Consider the following 20,655-nt stretch of genomic DNA (forward strand, 5'->3'; position numbering starts at 1 on the left):
GAGGACCCCAGTGGCGAAGGCGAAGTTCGAGCGGACTAAGCCGCACGTCAACATCGGCACCATCGGTCACATCGACCACGGTAAGACGACCCTCACGGCCGCCATTACCAAGGTGCTGCACGACGCGTACCCGGACCTGAACGAGGCCTCGGCCTTCGACCAGATCGACAAGGCTCCCGAGGAGCGCCAGCGCGGTATCACGATCTCGATCGCGCACGTCGAGTACCAGACGGAGGGCCGTCACTACGCCCACGTCGACTGCCCCGGTCACGCTGACTACATCAAGAACATGATCACGGGTGCGGCGCAGATGGACGGCGCCATCCTCGTTGTCGCCGCCACCGACGGCCCGATGCCGCAGACCAAGGAGCACGTGCTCCTGGCCCGCCAGGTCGGCGTTCCGTACATCGTCGTCGCCCTGAACAAGGCCGACATGGTGGACGACGAGGAGATCCTGGAGCTCGTCGAGCTCGAGGTCCGTGAGCTCCTCTCCGAGTACGAGTTCCCGGGCGACGACCTGCCGGTCGTCAAGGTCTCGGCGCTCAAGGCGCTCGAGGGCGACAAGGAGTGGGGCCAGACCGTTCTGGACCTCATGGCCGCCGTCGACGAGTCCATCCCGACCCCGGCTCGTGACGTCGACAAGCCGTTCCTCATGCCCGTCGAGGACGTCTTCACGATCACCGGTCGCGGTACGGTCGTCACCGGCCGTATCGAGCGTGGTGTCCTGAAGGTCAACGAGACCGTCGACATCATCGGCATCAAGACCGAGAAGACCACCACCACGGTCACCGGCATCGAGATGTTCCGCAAGCTGCTCGACGAGGGCCAGGCCGGTGAGAACGTCGGTCTGCTCCTCCGTGGCATCAAGCGCGAGGACGTCGAGCGCGGCCAGGTCATCATCAAGCCGGGTTCGGTCACCCCGCACACCGAGTTCGAGGCCCAGGCCTACATCCTGTCCAAGGACGAGGGTGGCCGCCACACGCCGTTCTTCAACAACTACCGTCCGCAGTTCTACTTCCGTACGACGGACGTGACGGGCGTTGTGACCCTCCCCGAGGGCACCGAGATGGTCATGCCGGGCGACAACACCGAGATGTCCGTCCAGCTCATCCAGCCGGTCGCCATGGAAGAGGGCCTGAAGTTCGCCATCCGTGAGGGTGGCCGGACCGTGGGCGCCGGCCAGGTCACCAAGATCACGAAGTGACCTTGTGCCTGACCCGGTAGCTTCAGCCTGAGCTGAGCTCCACGAAGGGGCCCGTACGACTTCGGTCGTACGGGCCCCTTTCGCATGCCCACCCCTCCCGGGCAGCGGTCGTACATGTATACGAAGTGTGAACCCCCTGGTGGCGGCGGGGTGATTCCCGCAGGTGAAACGATTCTTGGCGGATGTCGAAAGAATCACGTAACGCGTCCGTAATGGAGGAGGAAGACTGTAGGGACGGTCTCCCGCCTCCGGACGGGGGCCGACTGCTCCGTGCACGAATGCCGCCGGAACCGACCTGTCGAACCGAACCCGGTCGGCCGTTCCGGCACCCCCGTCTGAAGGGACCCCAGGTGACCCGTCCTGACACGAAGAGCCGTATCGCCTCCTTGCTGGCCGACATCGAGCGGCGCAATCCGGCGCAGCCCGAGTTCCTCCAGGCCGCGCACGAGGTGCTCGAGACCCTGGCCCCGGTCCTGACGCAGCGCCCGGAGTTCGGGGACGCGGCCCTCGTCGAGCGCCTGGTGGAGCCCGAGCGGCAGATCGTCTTCCGTGTCCCGTGGCAGGACGACCACGGCAAGGTCCAGGTCAACCGGGGCTACCGCGTGGAGTTCAACAGCGCGCTCGGCCCGTACAAGGGCGGTCTGCGCTTCCACCCGTCGGTGAACCTCGGCATCGTGAAGTTCCTCGGCTTCGAGCAGATCTTCAAGAACGCCCTGACCGGTCTCGGCATCGGCGGCGGCAAGGGCGGCAGCGACTTCGACCCGCGCGGGAAGTCGGACTCCGAGGTCATGCGGTTCTGCCAGTCGTTCATGACGGAGCTGTACCGGCACATCGGTGAGCACACGGACGTGCCGGCGGGCGACATCGGCGTGGGCGGCCGGGAGATCGGCTACATGTTCGGCCAGTACCGCCGCATCACCAACCGCTGGGAGGCCGGTGTCCTGACCGGCAAGGGCACGCACTGGGGCGGCTCGCTGATCCGGCCCGAGGCGACCGGCTACGGCAACGTCCTGTTCGCCGCCGCCATGCTGCGGGAGCGCGGCGAGGACCTGGAGGGCCAGACCGCGGTCGTCTCCGGCTCCGGGAACGTCGCGACCTACACCATCGAGAAGCTCGCCGCCCTCGGCGCCAACGCGGTGACCTGTTCCGACTCGACCGGCTACGTCGTCGACGACAAGGGCATCGACCTCGAACTGCTCAAGCAGGTCAAGGAGGTCGAGCGCGGCCGGGTCTCCGACTACGCGGCACGGCGCGGCGCGTCGGCGCGGTTCGTCGCGGGCGGCAGCGTCTGGGACGTTCCGGGCGATGTCGCGCTGCCCTCGGCCACGCAGAACGAGCTGGACGCGACCGCGGCGGCCACCCTGATCGGCAACGGCGTCAAGGCGGTCTCCGAGGGCGCCAACATGCCCACCACCCCCGAGGCGGTCCGCCTCTTCCAGAAGGCGGGCGTCGCCTTCGGCCCCGGCAAGGCGGCCAACGCCGGCGGTGTCGCGGTCAGCGCGCTGGAGATGAGCCAGAACCACGCCCGCACCTCGTGGTCGCGCGAGCGGGTCGAGGACGAGCTGACGGGCATCATGAACGGCATCCACGCCATCTGCCACGAGACCGCCGAACGCTACGGCGTCCCGGGCGACTACGTCAGCGGCGCGAACATCGCGGGCTTCGAGCGGGTCGCTTCCGCGATGCTGGAGCAGGGCGTGATCTGACGGATCCGGACTCCGGAAAGGGCCCGTACGGCATCGGCCGGTACGGGCCCTTTCCGTGTCCCGCGCGGGTTCAGGCGGCCTCGGGCACGGGCTGGGGCCCGATCGCCATGACGGCGAGGACCGTCAGACGCATGACGGCGCCGCCCGCCAGGGCCGTCAGGAAGCCGTCCACGTGGACGCCGTAGTCCATCTGGGAGCCGATCCACGAAACGAGGAGCCAGAGCAGCGTGTCCTGGACGATCCCGATCGCGGCGAGGACGAGCAGCGCGACCGGGGGAGCGGTGCGGACGGAGCTCGGGTAGCAGTGGATCAGCTGGTTCACGACGAGGAAGACGGCACCACACAGGATCAGTTCCCACGGGGAGTCGTCGAGGACCAGCGAGATGCCGGGCAGCGCGGCGACGGCGAGGGCCGCTCCGAGATACGTGCCCACTATGCGTCTTCGTCTGTACATGAACCGGATCATGAAACGGGCCCGGCGGCCTGACAAGCCCTTGACGGGCAGGGGAAGCGGAAGCCTTCTTGTACGTTCCGCGGCTTCGGAGGGCGGGCCGAGGCCGGGTCAGGTGCTCGGGTGGAGCGGCAGGTCCGTCGTGGAGATGGTCCGGTCGGCGATGGTCACGTCCTCGCCGTGGACGAAGTCCTTACGGGGCGCGTACCGGGGGCCGTCCGGGGGGATGGTGTCATGGCACACTCCGCCCAGACGGTCTTGCGTGGGGGCGGTCCTGGTGTCACGCCCCAGCGGTCCGCGAACGCGTCCACCAGGAGCAGGCCGCGGCCCGACTCGATGTCGGCCTCCGGCGCGCAGAGCCGGGGAAGCCGGTCACCCATGGTGTCCGTCACCTCGATGCGGAGGGTGTCGCCGACGACGTACAGCGTGAGGCGGAAGTCCCGTCCCGGTACGCGGCCGTGCGTCGCCGCGTTGTTCGCGAGCTCCGCGACGATCTGGTCGGCCGGGCTCAACGGGATTCCCCAGGAGCGGAGTTGTTCGGTCGCGAGCAGCCTGGCCAGACGGGCACCGCGTGACGTGGGGGACAGCAGCACGCTGAAGTTGCGGACGGGCTCGACGCGTTGGGCTTCGCACCCGGCGGTTTCCTGATTCACGTCACTCAGCGTGGCCGACGTTGCCTACTGTGAGCTGCGATGACATCGGTACGTACCGGGACTGTCCGGTCGTTGTCCTGATCTGTCCCGGCTGTCCCGGGTGCCGTACGAGGACGGTTCGCGTTGGAGGTGGGTGGGTGTGAGCAGCGAGAGTGCGGACGAGCCGGGGTGGGACGTCAGCCCCGAGGACGAGGTCGCCCCGGTCGTCGAGGCGACCGGCCGCCAGGTCAGGCTCTGGCGGGAGGCGGCCGGGATGCGGGTGGTCGAGTTCGGGCGGGCCATCGGGTACGGGGAGGACCTGGTCCGCAAGGTGGAGCGCGGCGCCCGGATCCCCCGGGCGGACTTCCTGGACCGCGCGGACGACGTCCTGAACGCCGGCGGGCGTCTCCGGGCCTTCAAGGAGGACATGGAGAAGGCCCGGTACCCGAAGAAGGTGCGCGAGCTGAAGATGCTGGAGGAGCGGGCGGTCGAGTTGCTCCTGTACAGCAACCACAACATTCATGGGTTGTTGCAGACGGAGGAGTACGCGCGGGCGCTCTTCGGTACGTGGCGGCCCACGCTGTCACGGGACGAGCTGGAGCGCGCAGTGGCCGCGCGTATGGCCAGGGGGTCGATTTTCACCCGATCACCCGTACCTGAACTCAGCTTCGTACAGGAAGAGGTGACCCTGCGCCGTCCCGTGGGAGGCGAGTTGGTGCACCGCTGTCAGCTCGAACATCTGCTGGAGATGGCAGAGTTGGCACAGGTCGAGTTCCAGGTGATGCCCACTGCGCGTGCTGAACACCCCGGCGCGGCTGGGCGGATCCAGGTGTTGAAGTTCGGAGACGGCACGGCAGTGGGGCGGACCGACGACGAGTTCAATGGGCGTCCGGTCTCCGACCCGAGACAGCTCAGGATTCTCGAACTGAGGTACGGCATCATCAGGGCCCAAGCTCTCTCGCCGGGGGAGTCGCTGGCCTTCATCGAGCAACTGCTGGGAGAGACATGACCCACGTGACCTCCCCCGAGGACGCCTCGGGGCTGATGTGGTCCAAGAGCAGCTACAGCGACAGCAGTAACCCCAGTGACTGCGTCGAGATAGCCCCCACCCCCACCGCGATCCACGTCCGTGACTCCAAGAACCCGGGTGGTGCCCGCCTGGCGATGGCCCCCGCGGCCTGGGCGGCGTTCGTCGCCTTCGCGGCTCAGGGCTGATCGGGGGAGCGGAGATCCACCCGCAGAGCCACGCCCGTACCGTCTTCGCGGCCCTCGGCGGAGTCGTCGAGATCGGCGCGGTGAACCACACCCGCACCTGGGATCTGGCCGATGTCTCGGTGGGGGACTTCCTGGCTCCCAGGGGCGAGGAGGTCGCGCGGATCATGGCGGCGGTCCGGGCGATCGGCCGGTTCGACGACCCCGTCATGGCCGTCGCGGACGAGCTGGGGTATCTGCGCGAGCACCCGGTGACCCCGGAGTTCCTGCTGCTCTGGTCGGCGGGTGTCGCCTGGGTCCCGGAGTCGGCGGAGGACCCCGCGTACCTGAGGGACCCGGAGGTGGTGCGCCGGATGTGCCGCATGGGCGCCGACCTCCAACTGGCCGAGCTGCTGGACGCCTTGGTGACCGCCGGAGTCGCGGCAGGGGTGGACGCCGGGGAGGGTGGGCGCCTGGCCGCCGAGGTCGTGCGCATCGCCTGTGACCTCGTGGGCGATGCCGGCCGCAGCACTCCGGAGGGCGTGTTCCGGACGTGGCGGGTGGCGAACCTGCCCGACGTCCTGCGCCCGGACGCCGGTGCGCCGGAGCACGGCAAGGCGGGTTACAGGGCGTACGACGCGGAACTGGAGCGGCTGCTCGCGCCCGGGTGAGACCCGCCCCGCCCCCGGGAACGGTCACTGCATGTTCTGGACGTGCGGATGGTCGTACGACGCCACGCACACATAGATCTGCAGGTTGTAGCCCCGGCCGATGGTGAGCTTCGTGGCGCAGGCCGGGCCGAGGAAGTGCAGGCCGTCGTAGTCGGCGTCCTCCAGGGGGCGCCAGCTGCCGCTGCCGCCGTCCCATTCGGAGCCGTCGATCGTCAGCAGCGGGCGGACGTCCGAGCCGCACGCGGAGCAGGACATCGGGAACGGGTCGCTGAAGCTCCAGGGCGCGTGGCCGCCGAGCTTGCAGCCGGGGGCGACGCTGAGGTCGTACTGGTAGCCGACGACGTTCTCCTCGCCCTCGCCCTCGCCCTCGTCCTCGTCGTCCAGGTCCTGCTCGTCCTCCCAGGCGTGGATCCGGTCCGCCAGTTCCTCGGGCAGCTCGTGCGGGGCCGGGTACTCGGTGACCGTCTCGGGGTGGAGGAGACAGGGCTCGGGCAGGTAGTCGTCGTTGCCGATCACCGAGGGCTCGGGGGCCGAGGGGAGCGGGTCGGTGACGTCGGCGGAGGACCGCCAGTACAGCTCCACGGCGGGGAGGTAGTCCTCGTCGTGGTCGAACGGGCACCAGAGGACCTGCAGCAGGTCCGTGCCGGCCGGGCGGGGCAGCTCCGGGACGTCGGCCGCGTAGAGCTGGGCCACGGGGACGAGCGGGACCGGGCCGTCCTGCGGTATCCGCCTCTCGTCGTCGGCGCGGTCGACGATCTCCCGCTCCTCGGGGGTGAGCAGGTCGGCTCCCTCCGCGCGCGGCCGGGTCCAGGCCTCGGCGAGGATGCGCCGCTGCCGCCGTACGTCACCGGGGACCACACCGAGATGCGCGGGCGCGTCGTGGTCCGGGCAGGTGGGCCAGGGCTCGTCGGCGGGCCACAGCAGCGGACCGCCGATCGAACTGTCCTTGACCGTAGGGGTACTTGGGCGCGGATGCAGCCGGACGGCGGTGCGGGCCAGGGGCGCGAGCTCGGGGAAGAGGGAGGTGACGTCGAGGGGGCGCGGGGGAGTGGTGCGGGACATGGGGGCGAGGCTACGGGCCCACCGGCGGTCGCGATCGAGGGAGACGAGCCGGAACCCGATCGGACGGGGGCGCCGGAGGCGGAGTGGGTGATCGCTCCCGGGCGGTCCCCGGGGCGCTTCCGGGCAGGTCGGACGCCGTTCGGGCGGGCGTCGGGGTTCGGGTGCGGCGCGGGCGGGGCGGACCGCCCGGAAGGGACTCTTCGGGCAAGTCCCCCGTTCCCGTCGGGCCGGGTTTGATCTGCGTCACCTTAGGGGTACGATCCTCGGCTCGATTGGCCAGGGGGGCGTCCGGTATGGCAGACTAACGGGGTTGCTCGGTCGAGTGCCGATGCTGCGCGCCTCCCGTCGGGAGGACTGGAAGCGAGTCCCACAGTACTCGTCGCCCAACCTGTCGCGAGGCAGCACTGGGGCGGACGTACGGGAATCTTCCGGGAAGTGTCAGCGGGGTGCAGGCCAGGCGCCCGGTGGGTGTTCTCGCTCCCGGTCATGCGGTTGCTCTAGGGCTGAGCCGTGTCCCTGGTAGGGAAATCCGTGACGGATATCCCTGTCGCCAGGAGCGCGACACACCCGACCGCGTGGGTCGGAGAACGAGGCGCGAACCCCCGAGTGCCAGAGCGTTTAAATCGAGACAAAGGACTACTGAGTAGCCATGGCGGGACAGAAGATCCGCATCCGGCTCAAGGCCTACGACCACGAGGTCATCGACTCCTCGGCGAAGAAGATCGTCGAGACGGTGACCCGCACTGGTGCGTCGGTCGCGGGCCCGGTGCCGCTGCCCACTGAGAAGAACGTGTACTGCGTCATCAAGTCGCCGCACAAGTACAAGGACTCTCGCGAGCACTTCGAGATGCGCACCCACAAGCGCCTCATCGACATCCTCGACCCCACGCCCAAGACCGTTGACTCTCTGATGCGACTCGACCTCCCGGCCGGTGTCGACATCGAGATCAAGCTCTAGGGATCGGTGATCTGAGAATGGCTAAGCAGATCAAGGGCATCCTCGGCGAGAAGCTCGGCATGACGCAGGTGTGGGACGAGAACAACCGTGTTGTTCCGGTCACCGTCGTCAAGGCCGGCCCGAACGTCGTGACCCAGGTTCGTACGAACGACGTCGACGGCTACGAGTCCGTCCAGATCGCGTTCGGCGAGATCGACCCGCGCAAGGTGAACAAGCCCCTCAAGGGCCACTTCGCGAAGGCCGACGTCACCCCCCGCCGCCACCTCGTCGAGATCCGTACCGCTGACGCCAGCGAGTACACCCTCGGCCAGGAGATCACCGCTGAGGTGTTCGAGGCCGGCATCAAGGTGGACGTGACCGGCAAGAGCAAGGGCAAGGGCTTCGCCGGTGTCATGAAGCGTCACAACTTCAAGGGCCTCGGCGCCGGACACGGCACCCAGCGCAAGCACCGCTCCCCCGGTTCCATCGGTGGCTGCGCCACCCCGGGCCGTGTGTTCAAGGGCCTCCGCATGGCGGGTCGCATGGGCAACGAGCGGGTCACCACCCAGAACCTGACCGTTCACGCCGTTGACGCGGAGAAGGGCCTGCTCCTCATCAAGGGCGCGGTTCCTGGTCCGAACGGCGGCCTCGTCCTGGTCCGCACCGCGGCCAAGGGGGCCTGAGGACTATGACCACCATTGACATTCTGTCGCCCTCCGGCGACAACGCCGGGACCGTCGAGCTCCCGGCCGAGATCTTCGACGTCGAGAAGATCAGCATTCCGCTGCTTCACCAGGTCGTCGTCGCGCAGCTGGCCGCCGCCCGTCAGGGCACGCACAAGGTCAAGCGTCGTGGCGAGGTCCGCGGTGGCGGTAAGAAGCCTTACCGCCAGAAGGGCACCGGCCGCGCGCGCCAGGGTTCGACCCGTGCGCCGCAGTTCGCCGGCGGTGGCGTCGTCCACGGCCCCACCCCGCGTGACTACTCGCAGCGGACCCCGAAGAAGATGAAGGCCGCGGCCCTGCGCCACGCCCTCACCGACCGGGCCCGTAACGCTCGCATCCACGTCATCACCGGCGTGATCGAGGGCGAGACCCCCTCCACCAAGGCCGCCAAGAGCTTCCTCGGCAAGGTCAGCGAGCGCAAGAACGTGCTCCTGGTCATCGAGCGCTCCGACGAGGCCGCGCTGCTCTCCGCGCGCAACCTGCCCCAGGTCCACATCCTGGAGCCGGGCCAGCTGAACACGTACGACGTTCTCGTCTCGGACGACGTGGTCTTCACCCAGGCCGCTTTCGAGTCCTTCGTGTCTGGCCCCCAGGCCGCTGACACCGAAGGGAGCGAAGCCTGATGGCTACGCGTCACCCGAGCATTGCCTCCAAGGCGGCCAAGGCCGCCAAGGCCGCGCGCGTCGCCAAGGCGAAGCGCCACGAGGCCGAGGGCAAGAACACCGTCGAGACCCCGCTGAGCAAGTCCTTCACGGACCCCCGTGACGTGCTCCTCAAGCCGGTCGTCTCGGAGAAGAGCTACGCGCTGCTCGACGAGGGCAAGTACACCTTCGTCGTGGACCCGCGGGCCAACAAGACCCAGATCAAGCAGGCCGTCCAGGCGGTCTTCTCGGTCAAGGTCACCGGGGTCAACACGATCAACCGTCAGGGCAAGCGCAAGCGGACCAAGACGGGCTTCGGCAAGCGTGCTGACAGCAAGCGCGCGATCGTGACCCTCGCTGAGGGCGACCGTATCGACATCTTCGGCCAGGCCTCCTAACGGAGCGCCCTGGTCCGAATATCGGACGAGGACTGAGAAATGGGAATCCGCAAGTACAAGCCGACTACGCCGGGCCGTCGTGGCTCCAGCGTCGCCGACTTCGTCGAGGTCACGCGGTCCACGCCGGAGAAGTCGCTGGTCCGCCCGCTGCACAGCAAGGGCGGCCGTAACAACGCCGGTCGTGTGACCGTTCGCCACCAGGGTGGCGGACACAAGCGCGCCTACCGCGTGATCGACTTCCGTCGTCACGACAAGGACGGCGTGCCGGCGAAGGTCGCGCACATCGAGTACGACCCCAACCGCACCGCGCGCATCGCGCTGCTTCACTACGCGGACGGCGAGAAGCGCTACATCCTCGCCCCCCGCAACCTGTCGCAGGGTGACCGCGTCGAGAACGGTCCCGGGGCCGACATCAAGCCGGGCAACAACCTGGCGATCCGCAACATCCCGGTCGGTACCACGATCCACGCGATCGAGATCCGTCCCGGTGGCGGCGCCAAGTTCGCCCGCTCCGCCGGTGCCTCGGTGCAGCTGCTCGCGAAGGAGGGCTCCATGGCCCACCTCCGCATGCCTTCCGGTGAGATCCGCCTGGTCGACCAGCGCTGCCGCGCCACGGTCGGCGAGGTCGGCAACGCCGAGCAGAGCAACATCAACTGGGGTAAGGCCGGCCGCAAGCGCTGGCTGGGCGTCCGCCCGACCGTCCGCGGTGTGGCGATGAACCCGGTTGACCACCCGCACGGTGGTGGTGAGGGCAAGACCTCCGGTGGTCGTCACCCGGTCTCGCCGTGGGGTCAGAAGGAGGGTCGTACTCGTTCGCCGAAGAAGGCTTCGAACAAGTACATCGTCCGCCGCCGCAAGACGAACAAGAAGCGCTAGGAGCGGGTTTAGATGCCGCGCAGTCTCAAGAAGGGACCCTTCGTCGACGGCCACCTCGTCAAGAAGGTGGACGCCCAGAACGAAGCCGGTACCAAGAACGTCATCAAGACCTGGTCCCGTCGCTCGATGATCATCCCGGCCATGCTCGGCCACACGATCGCGGTGCACAACGGCAAGACCCACATTCCGGTGTTTGTCACCGAGTCGATGGTCGGCCACAAGCTCGGCGAGTTCTCGCCGACGCGCACCTTCCGGGGTCACGTCAAGGACGACCGGAAGTCGAAGCGCCGCTAGTAGCGGGGTGGAATGACCATGACAGACACTGGAAGGACAACCATGGAAGCCAGGGCCCAGGCGCGGTACATCCGCGTTACGCCCATGAAGGCCCGCCGCGTGGTGGACCTTATCCGTGGCATGGATGCCACGGAGGCTCAGGCGGTCCTGCGTTTCGCCCCGCAGGCCGCGAGCGTGCCGGTCGGCAAGGTGCTTGACAGCGCCATTGCCAACGCCGCGCACAACTACGACCACACCGACGCCGACAGCCTCTACATCTCCGAGGCGTACGTCGACGAGGGTCCGACCCTGAAGCGGTTCCGTCCGCGCGCCCAGGGCCGTGCCTACCGGATCCGCAAGCGGACCAGCCACATCACCGTGGTCGTCAGCAGCAAGGAAGGAACCCGGTAATGGGCCAGAAGGTTAACCCGCATGGGTTCCGGCTCGGCATCACCACGGACTTCAAGTCCCGCTGGTACGCCGACAAGCTGTACAAGGACTACGTCAAGGAAGACGTCGCCATCCGTCGGATGATGACGTCCGGCATGGAGCGCGCCGGCATCTCGAAGGTTGAGATCGAGCGCACCCGTGACCGCGTGCGTGTGGACATCCACACCGCCCGTCCCGGCATCGTCATCGGCCGTCGTGGCGCCGAGGCCGACCGCATCCGCGGCGACCTCGAGAAGCTCACGGGCAAGCAGGTCCAGCTGAACATCCTCGAGGTCAAGAACCCCGAGACGGACGCTCAGCTGGTTGCTCAGGCCGTCGCCGAGCAGCTCTCCTCCCGCGTCTCCTTCCGTCGGGCCATGCGCAAGAGCATGCAGTCCGCCATGAAGGCCGGCGCCAAGGGCATCAAGATCCAGTGCGGTGGCCGCCTCGGTGGCGCCGAGATGTCCCGCTCGGAGTTCTACCGCGAGGGCCGTGTGCCCCTGCACACGCTCCGCGCGAACGTGGACTACGGCTTCTTCGAGGCCAAGACGACCTTCGGCCGCATCGGCGTGAAGGTCTGGATCTACAAGGGCGACGTCAAGAACATCGCCGAGGTCCGCGCCGAGAACGCTGCTGCCCGCGCGGGCAACCGCCCGGCCCGTGGCGGCGCCGACCGCCCGGCCGGCCGTGGTGGCCGCGGTGGCGAGCGTGGCGGTCGCGGTCGTAAGCCGCAGCAGGCTCCGGCTGCCGAGGCCCCCAAGGCCGAGGCTCCCGCCGCCGCTCCGGCTGAGAGCACCGGAACGGAGGCCTGACCGACATGCTGATCCCCCGTAGGGTCAAGCACCGCAAGCAGCACCACCCGAAGCGCCGTGGTATGGCCAAGGGCGGTACGACTGTTGCGTTCGGCGAGTACGGCATTCAGGCCCTCACGCCGGCGTACGTGACCAACCGCCAGATCGAGGCGGCTCGTATCGCGATGACCCGCCACATCAAGCGTGGCGGCAAGGTCTGGATCAACATCTACCCGGACCGCCCGCTCACGAAGAAGCCTGCCGAGACCCGCATGGGTTCCGGTAAGGGTTCCCCGGAGTGGTGGATCGCGAACGTGCACCCGGGCCGGGTCATGTTCGAACTGTCCTACCCCAACGAGAAGATCGCCCGTGAGGCCCTCACTCGCGCAGCCCACAAGCTGCCGATGAAGTGCCGGATCGTCAAGCGCGAGGCAGGTGAAGCGTGATGTCGGCCGGTACCAAGGCGTCCGAGCTGCGCGAACTGGGTGACGAGGAGCTTCTCGCGAAGCTCCGCGAAGCCAAGGAAGAGCTGTTCAACCTCCGCTTCCAGGCGGCGACCGGTCAGCTCGAGAACCACGGTCGGCTGAAGGCCGTCCGCAAGGACATCGCGCGGATCTACACCCTGATGCGTGAGCGCGAGCTGGGCATCGAGACGGTGGAGAGCGCCTGATGAGCGAGAGCAACGTGACTGAGCAGAAGACCGAGCGCGGCTTCCGCAAGACCCGTGAGGGTCTGGTCGTCAGCGACAAGATGGACAAGACCGTCGTCGTCGCCGTCGAGGACCGCGTCAAGCACGCGCTGTACGGCAAGGTCATCCGCCGTACGAGCAAGCTCAAGGCCCACGACGAGCAGAACGCCGCCGGCGTCGGCGACCGCGTCCTCCTCATGGAGACCCGGCCGCTGTCCGCGACGAAGCGCTGGCGCATCGTCGAGATCCTCGAGAAGGCCAAGTAATTACCTGAGGGGTTTCCCTCAGGTTCGTTCCGCCAGGCTCGGGGCGGGACCGTCCTAGACGGCCCCGCCCCGGGAACCGGCAGACAATCAGGAGATAGACGTGATCCAGCAGGAGTCGCGACTGCGTGTCGCCGACAACACTGGTGCGAAGGAAATCCTTTGCATCCGTGTGCTCGGTGGCTCCGGTCGCCGCTACGCGGGCATCGGTGACGTCATCGTCGCCACCGTCAAGGACGCGATCCCCGGCGGCAACGTGAAGAAGGGTGACGTCGTCAAGGCCGTCATCGTTCGCACCGTCAAGGAGCGCCGCCGTCCGGACGGCTCGTACATCCGCTTCGACGAGAACGCCGCCGTCATTCTGAAGAACGACGGCGACCCTCGTGGCACCCGTATCTTCGGCCCCGTCGGCCGTGAGCTGCGCGAGAAGAAGTTCATGAAGATCATCTCGCTCGCGCCGGAGGTGCTGTAAGCATGAAGATCAAGAAGGGCGACCTGGTCCAGGTCATCACCGGTAAGGACAAGGGCAAGCAGGGCAAGGTCATCGCGGCCTTCCCCCGCGAGGACCGCGTCCTGGTCGAGGGTGTCAACCGGGTCAAGAAGCACACGAAGGCCGGCCCCACCGCCAAGGGTTCGCAGGCCGGCGGCATCGTCACGACCGAGGCGCCCGTCCACGTCTCCAACGTCCAGCTGGTCGTTGAGAAGGACGGCAACAAGGTCGTCACGCGCGTCGGTTACCGCTTCGACGAAGAGGGCAACAAGATCCGCGTTGCCAAGCGGACGGGTGAGGACATCTGATGGCTACCACCACTCCGCGTCTCAAGACGAAGTACCGCGAGGAGATCGCGGCGAAGCTGCAGGAAGAGTTCTCCTACGAGAACGTCATGCAGACGCCGGGCCTCGTGAAGATCGTGGTCAACATGGGTGTCGGCGACGCCGCCCGTGACTCGAAGCTCATGGACGGTGCCGTCCGTGACCTCACCACGATCACCGGTCAGAAGCCGGCCATCACCAAGGCCCGCAAGTCCATCGCGCAGTTCAAGCTGCGTGAGGGTCAGCCGATCGGTGCCCACGTCACGCTCCGTGGCGACCGCATGTGGGAGTTCCTGGACCGCACCCTGTCGCTCGCGCTCCCGCGCATCCGCGACTTCCGTGGTCTGTCCCCCAAGCAGTTCGACGGCCGTGGCAACTACACCTTCGGTCTCACGGAGCAGGTCATGTTCCACGAGATCGACCAGGACAAGATCGACCGTACCCGGGGCATGGACATCACCGTGGTGACCACGGCGACCAACGACGCTGAGGGCCGTGCCCTTCTCCGTCACCTCGGCTTCCCCTTCAAGGAGGCGTAAGCGAGATGGCGAAGAAGGCTCTGATTGCCAAGGCTGCTCGTAAGCCCAAGTTCGGTGTGCGTGGCTACACGCGCTGCCAGCGCTGCGGTCGTCCGCACTCCGTGTACCGCAAGTTCGGCCTGTGCCGCGTGTGCCTTCGTGAGATGGCTCACCGTGGCGAGCTGCCGGGCGTGACCAAGAGCTCCTGGTAGTCCCCGTAATTCTGGGATTCCAGGGCTCTCGGTAAGCAACGGGCTCTGTCGGGTGCCCAGCTCTCCATGGCTTAGGCTAGGAGGGTTGGGCGCCTGACGCCCACACGACTTACTACGCCGTAGGTCCCCGCACCGCACCCGTCCCGCCCATGAGTGGGGAGAGGGATGGCGCATACAGGAAACCCCGGCGAGAGAGGCCGAAGGCCAATTCATGACCATGACTGATCCGATCGCAGACATGCTTACGCGTCTGCGTAACGCGAACTCGGCGTACCACGACACCGTGGGTATGCCGCACAGCAAGATCAAGTCGCACATCGCGGAGATCCTCCAGCAGGAGGGCTTCATCACGGGCTGGAAGGTCGAGGACGCCGAGGTCGGCAAGAACCTCGTTCTCGAGCTGAAGTTCGGCCCGAACCGTGAGCGCTCCATCGCGGGCATCAAGCGGATCTCCAAGCCCGGTCTCCGGGTTTACGCGAAGTCCACCAACCTGCCCAAGGTGCTGGGCGGCCTCGGCGTGGCGATCATCTCCACGTCGCACGGGCTCCTCACCGACAAGCAGGCCGGCAAGAAGGGCGTAGGCGGAGAAGTCCTCGCCTACGTCTGGTAGCGGAAGGGAACGGAGGAAACAGCTATGTCGCGTATTGGCAAGCTCCCCATCACGGTTCCCGCCGGCGTGGACGTCACCATCGACGGCCAGACGGTTTCGGTCAAGGGCCCCAAGGGCTCGCTGACCCACACCGTCGTGGCGCCGATCGAGATCGCCAAGGGTGAGGACGGCGTTCTGAACGTCACCCGCCCCAACGACGAGCGTCAGAGCAAGGCCCTCCACGGCCTGTCCCGCACGCTGGTGGCGAACATGATCACCGGCGTGACCGAGGGTTACGTGAAGAAGCTCGAGATCAGCGGTGTCGGTTACCGCGTCCTGGCGAAGGGCTCCGACCTGGAGTTCTCGCTCGGTTACAGCCACTCGATCACTGTCGAGGCCCCCGAGGGCATCACCTTCAAGGTGGAGACCCCGACCCGTTTCTCGGTCGAGGGCATCGACAAGCAGAAGGTCGGCGAGGTTGCGGCCAACATCCGCAAGCTGCGCAAGCCCGACCCGTACAAGGCCAAGGGCGTCAAGTACGAAGGCGAAGTCATCCGCCGCAAGGTCGGAAAGGCGGGTAAGTAAGCCATGGCATACGGTGTCAAGATTGCTAAGGGCGACGCTTACAAGCGTGCTGCCATCAAGCGTCGTCACATCCGCATCCGTAAGCACATCTCGGGTACGGCTGAGCGTCCGCGCCTGGTCGTGACGCGCTCCAACCGCCACATCGTGGCCCAGGTCATCGACGACGTTAAGGGTCACACCCTCGCGTCGGCGTCGACCCTGGACACCACGATCCGTGGTGGCGAGGGCGACAAGTCCGCGCAGGCCAAGTCGGTCGGCGCCCTGGTCGCCGAGCGCGCCAAGGCCGCCGGTGTCGAGGCTGTCGTATTCGACCGTGGTGGAAACCAGTACGCCGGGCGCATCGCCGCCCTGGCGGACGCCGCCCGCGAAGCCGGGCTCAAGTTCTGAGCCGCTTCCGTAGCTAGCGGAAAGAGAGAGGTAATCCAATGGCTGGACCCCAGCGCCGTGGAAGCGGTGCCGGTGGCGGCGAGCGGCGGGACCGGAAGGGCCGTGACGGCGGCGCTGCTGCCGCCGAGAAGACCGCGTACGTTGAGCGCGTCGTCGCGATCAACCGCGTCGCCAAGGTTGTGAAGGGTGGTCGTCGCTTCAGCTTCACCGCGCTGGTCGTGGTGGGCGATGGTGACGGCACCGTCGGTGTCGGTTACGGCAAGGCCAAGGAGGTGCCGGCCGCGATCGCCAAGGGTGTTGAAGAGGCCAAGAAGCACTTCTTCAAGGTCCCCCGTATCCAGGGCACCATCCCGCACCCGATCACGGGCGAGAAGGCCGCGGGCGTCGTCCTGCTCAAGCCTGCTTCCCCCGGTACCGGTGTTATCGCCGGTGGTCCCGTGCGTGCAGTGCTCGAGTGCGCCGGCGTTCACGACATCCTGTCGAAGTCGCTCGGTTCTTCGAACGCGATCAACATCGTGCACGCGACCGTGGCGGCCCTCAAGGGCCTGCAGCGTCCCGAGGAGATCGCGGCCCGCCGTGGTCTGCCCCTCGAGGACGTCGCCCCCGCGGCTCTGCTTCGTGCGCGTGCAGGGGCGGGTGCGTAATGGCTCGCCTCAAGGTCACGCAGACGAAGTCGTACATCGGCAGCAAGCAGAACCACCGTGACACCCTGCGCTCCCTTGGTCTCAAGGGCATCAACACGCAGGTCGTCAAGGAGGACCGCCCCGAGTTCCGCGGAATGGTTCACACCGTCCGCCACCTCGTGACGGTCGAGGAGGTCGACTGATCATGGCGGAGAACAACCCGCTCAAGATCCACAACCTCCGTCCCGCCCCGGGCGCCAAGACCGCCAAGACCCGTGTGGGTCGTGGTGAGGCGTCGAAGGGTAAGACGGCCGGTCGTGGTACCAAGGGCACGAAGGCCCGCTACCAGGTTCCGGAGCGCTTCGAGGGTGGCCAGATGCCCCTCCACATGCGCCTCCCGAAGCTGAAGGGCTTCAAGAACCCGTTCAAGACCGAGTTCCAGGTCGTGAACCTCGACAAGCTGGCCGCGCTGTACCCGGAGGGTGGCGAGGTCACCGTCGAGGGTCTCGTCGCCAAGGGTGCCGTTCGCAAGAACAGCCTCGTCAAGGTCCTCGGCCAGGGCGAGATCTCCGTGGCGCTGCAGGTGACGGTCGACGCCGTCTCCGGCTCCGCCAAGGAGAAGATCACCGCCGCCGGCGGTACCGTCACCGAGCTCGTCTGATTTCAGCAGGCGTCTCGATGACCTGAACGATCCCGACCGGGGGTGCCCACAAAAGGGGCATCCCCGGTTGGTCGTTCCTAGGGGGGCAGTGTCGCCGGTAAGGTGGCCTGCACTGTTAATTTTCGCCCGGTGTGCCTCACGGGAACTCCGGGCGGTCTTTGGCTGTTGGTTAGCTGTCAGTCATCCGTCGAACCTCAAGACCGTCACCCTCAGGCGCAGTAGCGCGGGGGTCGCAGGAGGCACCGTGCTCACCGCGTTCGCCCGGGCGTTCAGGACGCCCGACCTGCGCAAGAAGCTGCTCTTCACGCTCGGCATCATCGTGGTCTACCGGGTCGGTACCCACATCCCGATTCCCGGCGTGGACTACAAGAACGTCCAGACGTGCATCGACGCGGCCAATTCCGACCGCGGGCTGTTCAGTCTGATCAACATGTTCAGTGGCGGCGCGCTGCTCCAGATCACCGTCTTCGCGCTCGGCATCATGCCGTACATCACCGCGAGCATCATCCTGCAGCTGCTGACGGTGGTGATCCCGCGACTGGAGGCCCTCAAGAAGGAGGGCTCGGCCGGTACGGCGAAGATCACGCAGTACACCCGCTACCTGACGGTCGCCCTGGCGATCCTCCAGGGCACCGGCCTGGTCGCGACCGCCCGCAGCGGGGCGCTGTTCGGTACCTGCCCGGTCGGCAACCAGATCGTGCCGGACCAGTCGATCTTCACCACCATCACGATGGTCGTCACGATGACGGCCGGCACCTGTGTCGTCATGTGGCTCGGTGAGCTGATCACCGACCGCGGCATCGGCAACGGCATGTCGATCCTGATGTTCATCTCGATCGCCGCGACCTTCCCGAGCGCCCTGTGGACGGTCAAGGTCCAGGGCAAGCTGGCCGGCGGCTGGATCGAGTTCGGCACGGTCATCGCGGTCGGTCTGGCCATGGTCGCCCTGGTGGTCTTCGTCGAGCAGGCGCAGCGCCGGATTCCGGTCCAGTACGCGAAGCGCATGATCGGTCGCCGTTCCTACGGCGGAACCTCGACCTACATTCCGCTGAAGGTCAACCAGGCAGGTGTGATTCCTGTCATCTTCGCGTCGTCGCTGCTCTACATTCCGAGCCTGATCGCCCAGTTCTCGAAGGGCAACTCCGGATGGAAAACCTGGGTCACACAGAACCTGACCAAGGGTGACCACCCGATTTACATCACCTTGTACTTCCTTCTGATCGTGTTCTTCGCGTTCTTCTACGTGGCGATCTCGTTCAACCCCGAGGAAGTCGCCGACAACATGAAGAAGTATGGTGGCTTCATCCCGGGCATCCGGGCTGGCCGGCCGACCGCTGAGTACCTCAGCTACGTACTCAACCGGATCACCTGGCCGGGTTCGCTGTATCTGGGGCTGATCGCTCTCGTGCCGACGGTGGCGTTGGTTGGTTTCGGGGCAAACCAGAACTTCCCGTTCGGTGGCACCAGCATCCTCATCATCGTGGGTGTGGGCCTCGAGACGGTGAAGCAGATCGAGAGTCAGCTTCAGCAGCGCAATTACGAAGGGTTCCTCCGCTGATGCGAATCGTCCTCGTCGGGCCGCCCGGTGCCGGGAAGGGAACGCAGGCCGCGTTCCTCGCCAAGAATCTGGCGATCCCGCACATCTCAACGGGCGACCTGTTCCGTGCCAACATCTCTCAGCAGACGGAACTCGGCAAGCTGGCGAAGTCCTACATGGACAAGGGCGAACTGGTACCGGACGAGGTCACCATCGCCATGGCCAAGGACCGCATGGAGCAGCCCGACGCGGCGAACGGCTTCCTGCTCGACGGCTTCCCGCGCAACGTCTCGCAGGCCGAGGCGCTGGACGAGATGCTGAGCACCGAGGGCATGAAGCTGGACGCGGTGCTGGACCTGGAGGTTCCCGAGGAAGAGGTCGTCAAGCGGATCGCCGGCCGGCGCATCTGCCGCAACGACTCCTCGCACGTCTTCCACGTGTCGTACAAGGCGCCGAAGCAGGAAGGCGTCTGCGACATCTGCGGCGGCGAGCTGTACCAGCGTGACGACGACTCCGAGGAGACGGTCCGCACGCGGCTGGAGGTCTACCACACGCAGACCGAGCCGATCATCGACTACTACAAGGCCCAGGGCCTGGTCGTCACGATCCCGGCGCTCGGCAAGGTGGAAGAGGTCACGGCGCGCGCGATGGAGGCGTTGGCCCGCGAGGACGCCTAGTCCGTGCGGTCCGCCCCGTGGTACGCGCGTACCGCGGGGAGCGTGAAGATCTACGTCGCATCGGCCGCGGCACCCTCACCGGGTGCCGCGGCCGACGTGCGAGCCGGGCAGGGCACGGGCCCTGTCCGGGACGGGGTCCCCCGACCCCGGGCGGGGTGGGTCGAGTCCCCCGTATCGTTGGAAAAGTCCGTAGTTCCGGTCCAGAAAGGCCGCAGCCACCATGGTGCAGATCAAGACCCCCGAGCAGATCGCCAAGATGCGTGAGGCGGGGCTGGTCGTCGCGGCGATCCATGCGGCCACGCGGGAAGCCGCGGTGCCCGGCGCGACCACCCGGGACCTGGACGAGGTCGCGCGCAAGGTGCTCGAGGAGCACGGCGCCAAGTCGAACTTCCTCGGCTACGGCGGTTTCCCCGCGACCATCTGCACCTCGGCCAACGAGGTCGTCGTCCACGGCATCCCGGACGACAAGACCGTCCTGAAGGACGGCGACATCATCTCCATCGACTGCGGCGCGGTCGTGGACGGCTGGCACGGCGACGCCGCGTTCACCGCGTTCGTGGGCTCGGGCCACGCCCCGGAACTGATCGAGCTCTCCCGGGTGACCGAGGAGTCGATGTGGGCGGGCATCGCGGCCATGAAGGTGGGCAACCGCCTGGTCGACATCTCCCGGGCGATCGAGACCTACATCCGCCGCCAGCCCAAGCCGGGCGGCGGCAAGTACGGGATCGTCGAGGACTACGGCGGCCACGGCATCGGCACCGAGATGCACATGGACCCGCACCTGCTGAACTACGTCGAGCGCAAGCGGGGGAAGGGGCCGAAGCTGGTTCCCGGTCTGTGCCTCGCGATCGAGCCGATGGTGTCGCTCGGCACACCGCGGACCGAGGTGCTGGAGGACGACTGGACCGTGGTCACCACGGACGGCACCTGGTCCTCGCACTGGGAGCACTCGGTGGCGCTGACCGCGGAGGGACCGCTGGTCCTCACGGCCCCCGACGGCGGCCGGGCGAAGCTCGCCGAGTACGGGATCACTGCGGCGCCCGACCCGCTCGCGGGCTGAGGCGCCGCCGGCGCGGAAGTGCGCTGCGGCGTGTGACCTTCGCCGCGGAAGCGTCGCG

At 67.2% G+C, this 20,655-nt stretch carries 32 protein-coding genes; 29 read left to right on the forward strand and 3 right to left on the reverse strand.

Going from position 1 to position 20,655, the window contains the following annotated elements:
- Positions 1–10: 10 nt before the first annotated feature.
- Both tuf and gdhA read left to right on the forward strand, forming a co-directional pair.
- Positions 11–1,204: an elongation factor Tu gene (gene tuf, locus ACICHK_RS23665; RefSeq protein WP_406838456.1), complete on the forward strand. Its 1,194-nt coding sequence runs from the start codon at positions 11–13 to the stop codon at positions 1,202–1,204.
- 350 nt (positions 1,205–1,554) lie between these two features.
- Positions 1,555–2,910 (forward strand): NADP-specific glutamate dehydrogenase, encoded by a 1,356-nt coding sequence (gene gdhA, locus ACICHK_RS23670; protein WP_406838457.1) that lies wholly within the window; start codon positions 1,555–1,557, stop codon positions 2,908–2,910.
- Positions 2,911–2,980: 70 nt separating this feature from the next.
- On the opposite strand, the gene ACICHK_RS23675 is transcribed toward gdhA, so the two are convergent.
- Together ACICHK_RS23675 and ACICHK_RS23680 are read right to left on the reverse strand one after the other, a co-directional pair.
- Positions 2,981–3,364 carry a hypothetical protein gene (locus ACICHK_RS23675; RefSeq protein ID WP_406838458.1) on the reverse strand — a complete coding sequence of 128 codons (384 nt, stop codon included), beginning with the start codon at positions 3,362–3,364 and terminating at the stop codon, positions 2,981–2,983.
- Between the two features lie 164 nt (positions 3,365–3,528).
- Positions 3,529–4,014, reverse strand: a complete 486-nt coding sequence (locus ACICHK_RS23680; RefSeq protein ID WP_406838459.1) for an ATP-binding protein — start codon at positions 4,012–4,014, stop codon at positions 3,529–3,531.
- A 139-nt stretch (positions 4,015–4,153) separates the two neighbouring features.
- Here ACICHK_RS23680 and ACICHK_RS23685 point away from each other — a divergent pair, with 139 nt between their 5' ends.
- The 3 genes from ACICHK_RS23685 to ACICHK_RS23695 all read left to right on the forward strand — a co-directional run bounded on the left by ACICHK_RS23685 (position 4,154) and on the right by ACICHK_RS23695 (position 5,855).
- The gene (locus tag ACICHK_RS23685; protein WP_406838460.1) at positions 4,154–5,002 is read left to right on the forward strand and encodes a helix-turn-helix domain-containing protein; all 849 of its coding nucleotides are present in this window, start codon (positions 4,154–4,156) and stop codon (positions 5,000–5,002) included.
- Entirely contained in the window at positions 4,999–5,208 is a 210-nt protein-coding gene (locus tag ACICHK_RS23690; protein ID WP_406838461.1) for a DUF397 domain-containing protein, read from the forward strand. Before ACICHK_RS23685 ends, ACICHK_RS23690 begins: the two co-directional genes overlap by 4 nt.
- Before the next feature lie 80 nt (positions 5,209–5,288).
- Positions 5,289–5,855 carry a hypothetical protein gene (locus tag ACICHK_RS23695; RefSeq protein ID WP_406838462.1) on the forward strand — a complete coding sequence of 189 codons (567 nt, stop codon included), beginning with the start codon at positions 5,289–5,291 and terminating at the stop codon, positions 5,853–5,855.
- Positions 5,856–5,879: 24 nt separating this feature from the next.
- On the opposite strand, the gene ACICHK_RS23700 is transcribed toward ACICHK_RS23695, so the two are convergent.
- On the reverse strand, positions 5,880–6,917 hold the full coding sequence (locus tag ACICHK_RS23700; protein WP_406838463.1) for a hypothetical protein: 1,038 nt from the start codon (positions 6,915–6,917) through the stop codon (positions 5,880–5,882).
- Between the two features lie 649 nt (positions 6,918–7,566).
- Here ACICHK_RS23700 and rpsJ point away from each other — a divergent pair.
- The 24 genes from rpsJ (at position 7,567) to map (ending at position 20,597) form a co-directional block, all read left to right on the forward strand.
- Positions 7,567–7,875: a 30S ribosomal protein S10 gene (gene rpsJ / locus ACICHK_RS23705; RefSeq protein WP_003948644.1), complete on the forward strand. Its 309-nt coding sequence runs from the start codon at positions 7,567–7,569 to the stop codon at positions 7,873–7,875.
- 17 nt (positions 7,876–7,892) lie between these two features.
- On the forward strand, positions 7,893–8,537 hold the full coding sequence (rplC, locus tag ACICHK_RS23710; protein ID WP_020135811.1) for a 50S ribosomal protein L3: 645 nt from the start codon (positions 7,893–7,895) through the stop codon (positions 8,535–8,537).
- A 5-nt stretch (positions 8,538–8,542) separates the two neighbouring features.
- On the forward strand, positions 8,543–9,199 hold the full coding sequence (gene rplD / locus ACICHK_RS23715) for a 50S ribosomal protein L4 (protein ID WP_103549183.1): 657 nt from the start codon (positions 8,543–8,545) through the stop codon (positions 9,197–9,199).
- Complete coding sequence (gene rplW / locus ACICHK_RS23720; protein WP_037626998.1) at positions 9,199–9,615, forward strand: 50S ribosomal protein L23; 417 nt, start codon at positions 9,199–9,201, stop codon at positions 9,613–9,615. The genes rplD and rplW overlap by 1 nt, the downstream gene beginning before the upstream one ends.
- 39 nt (positions 9,616–9,654) lie before the next feature.
- A complete protein-coding gene (gene rplB, locus ACICHK_RS23725) occupies positions 9,655–10,491 on the forward strand; it encodes a 50S ribosomal protein L2 (protein ID WP_151473497.1) in 837 nt (278 codons plus the stop codon).
- 12 nt (positions 10,492–10,503) lie between these two features.
- Entirely contained in the window at positions 10,504–10,785 is a 282-nt protein-coding gene (gene rpsS, locus ACICHK_RS23730) for a 30S ribosomal protein S19 (RefSeq protein ID WP_015035577.1), read from the forward strand.
- A gap of 42 nt (positions 10,786–10,827) precedes the next feature.
- Entirely contained in the window at positions 10,828–11,175 is a 348-nt protein-coding gene (gene rplV / locus ACICHK_RS23735; RefSeq protein ID WP_019329637.1) for a 50S ribosomal protein L22, read from the forward strand.
- Complete coding sequence (gene rpsC / locus ACICHK_RS23740) at positions 11,175–12,005, forward strand: 30S ribosomal protein S3 (RefSeq protein ID WP_037747976.1); 831 nt, start codon at positions 11,175–11,177, stop codon at positions 12,003–12,005. Before rplV ends, rpsC begins: the two co-directional genes overlap by 1 nt.
- A gap of 5 nt (positions 12,006–12,010) precedes the next feature.
- On the forward strand, positions 12,011–12,430 hold the full coding sequence (gene rplP / locus ACICHK_RS23745; protein ID WP_007443989.1) for a 50S ribosomal protein L16: 420 nt from the start codon (positions 12,011–12,013) through the stop codon (positions 12,428–12,430).
- Positions 12,430–12,654 (forward strand): 50S ribosomal protein L29, encoded by a 225-nt coding sequence (gene rpmC, locus ACICHK_RS23750; protein WP_003998824.1) that lies wholly within the window; start codon positions 12,430–12,432, stop codon positions 12,652–12,654. The genes rplP and rpmC overlap by 1 nt, the downstream gene beginning before the upstream one ends.
- Positions 12,654–12,938, forward strand: coding sequence for a 30S ribosomal protein S17 (rpsQ, locus tag ACICHK_RS23755; RefSeq protein ID WP_103549185.1), 285 nt, complete (start codon positions 12,654–12,656; stop codon positions 12,936–12,938). The genes rpmC and rpsQ overlap by 1 nt, the downstream gene beginning before the upstream one ends.
- Positions 12,939–13,038: 100 nt before the next feature.
- Positions 13,039–13,407, forward strand: coding sequence for a 50S ribosomal protein L14 (gene rplN, locus ACICHK_RS23760; protein ID WP_003998823.1), 369 nt, complete (start codon positions 13,039–13,041; stop codon positions 13,405–13,407).
- A 2-nt stretch (positions 13,408–13,409) separates the two neighbouring features.
- Entirely contained in the window at positions 13,410–13,733 is a 324-nt protein-coding gene (gene rplX / locus ACICHK_RS23765; protein WP_037626986.1) for a 50S ribosomal protein L24, read from the forward strand.
- Complete coding sequence (gene rplE, locus ACICHK_RS23770; protein ID WP_103549186.1) at positions 13,730–14,287, forward strand: 50S ribosomal protein L5; 558 nt, start codon at positions 13,730–13,732, stop codon at positions 14,285–14,287. Before rplX ends, rplE begins: the two co-directional genes overlap by 4 nt.
- 5 nt (positions 14,288–14,292) lie before the next feature.
- Positions 14,293–14,478, forward strand: coding sequence for a type Z 30S ribosomal protein S14 (locus ACICHK_RS23775; RefSeq protein WP_003948630.1), 186 nt, complete (start codon positions 14,293–14,295; stop codon positions 14,476–14,478).
- A gap of 211 nt (positions 14,479–14,689) precedes the next feature.
- Positions 14,690–15,088, forward strand: coding sequence for a 30S ribosomal protein S8 (gene rpsH / locus ACICHK_RS23780; protein WP_010986352.1), 399 nt, complete (start codon positions 14,690–14,692; stop codon positions 15,086–15,088).
- 24 nt (positions 15,089–15,112) lie between these two features.
- Complete coding sequence (rplF, locus tag ACICHK_RS23785) at positions 15,113–15,652, forward strand: 50S ribosomal protein L6 (RefSeq protein ID WP_151473496.1); 540 nt, start codon at positions 15,113–15,115, stop codon at positions 15,650–15,652.
- Between the two features lie 3 nt (positions 15,653–15,655).
- Positions 15,656–16,039: a 50S ribosomal protein L18 gene (gene rplR, locus ACICHK_RS23790; RefSeq protein WP_103549188.1), complete on the forward strand. Its 384-nt coding sequence runs from the start codon at positions 15,656–15,658 to the stop codon at positions 16,037–16,039.
- A 38-nt stretch (positions 16,040–16,077) separates the two neighbouring features.
- Positions 16,078–16,683, forward strand: a complete 606-nt coding sequence (rpsE, locus tag ACICHK_RS23795; RefSeq protein WP_006376045.1) for a 30S ribosomal protein S5 — start codon at positions 16,078–16,080, stop codon at positions 16,681–16,683.
- Complete coding sequence (gene rpmD / locus ACICHK_RS23800) at positions 16,683–16,865, forward strand: 50S ribosomal protein L30 (RefSeq protein ID WP_055553514.1); 183 nt, start codon at positions 16,683–16,685, stop codon at positions 16,863–16,865. Before rpsE ends, rpmD begins: the two co-directional genes overlap by 1 nt.
- A gap of 2 nt (positions 16,866–16,867) precedes the next feature.
- Entirely contained in the window at positions 16,868–17,323 is a 456-nt protein-coding gene (gene rplO, locus ACICHK_RS23805; RefSeq protein WP_003974249.1) for a 50S ribosomal protein L15, read from the forward strand.
- Between the two features lie 244 nt (positions 17,324–17,567).
- Complete coding sequence (secY, locus tag ACICHK_RS23810; protein ID WP_151473495.1) at positions 17,568–18,881, forward strand: preprotein translocase subunit SecY; 1,314 nt, start codon at positions 17,568–17,570, stop codon at positions 18,879–18,881.
- Positions 18,881–19,537, forward strand: a complete 657-nt coding sequence (locus ACICHK_RS23815; protein ID WP_406838464.1) for an adenylate kinase — start codon at positions 18,881–18,883, stop codon at positions 19,535–19,537. Before secY ends, ACICHK_RS23815 begins: the two co-directional genes overlap by 1 nt.
- Before the next feature lie 220 nt (positions 19,538–19,757).
- A complete protein-coding gene (gene map, locus ACICHK_RS23820) occupies positions 19,758–20,597 on the forward strand; it encodes a type I methionyl aminopeptidase (RefSeq protein ID WP_406838465.1) in 840 nt (279 codons plus the stop codon).
- Positions 20,598–20,655: the final 58 nt, after the last annotated feature.

The organism is Streptomyces sp. AHU1 (genome assembly GCF_045343905.1).
Taxonomy (GTDB): domain Bacteria; phylum Actinomycetota; class Actinomycetes; order Streptomycetales; family Streptomycetaceae; genus Streptomyces; species Streptomyces triticiradicis.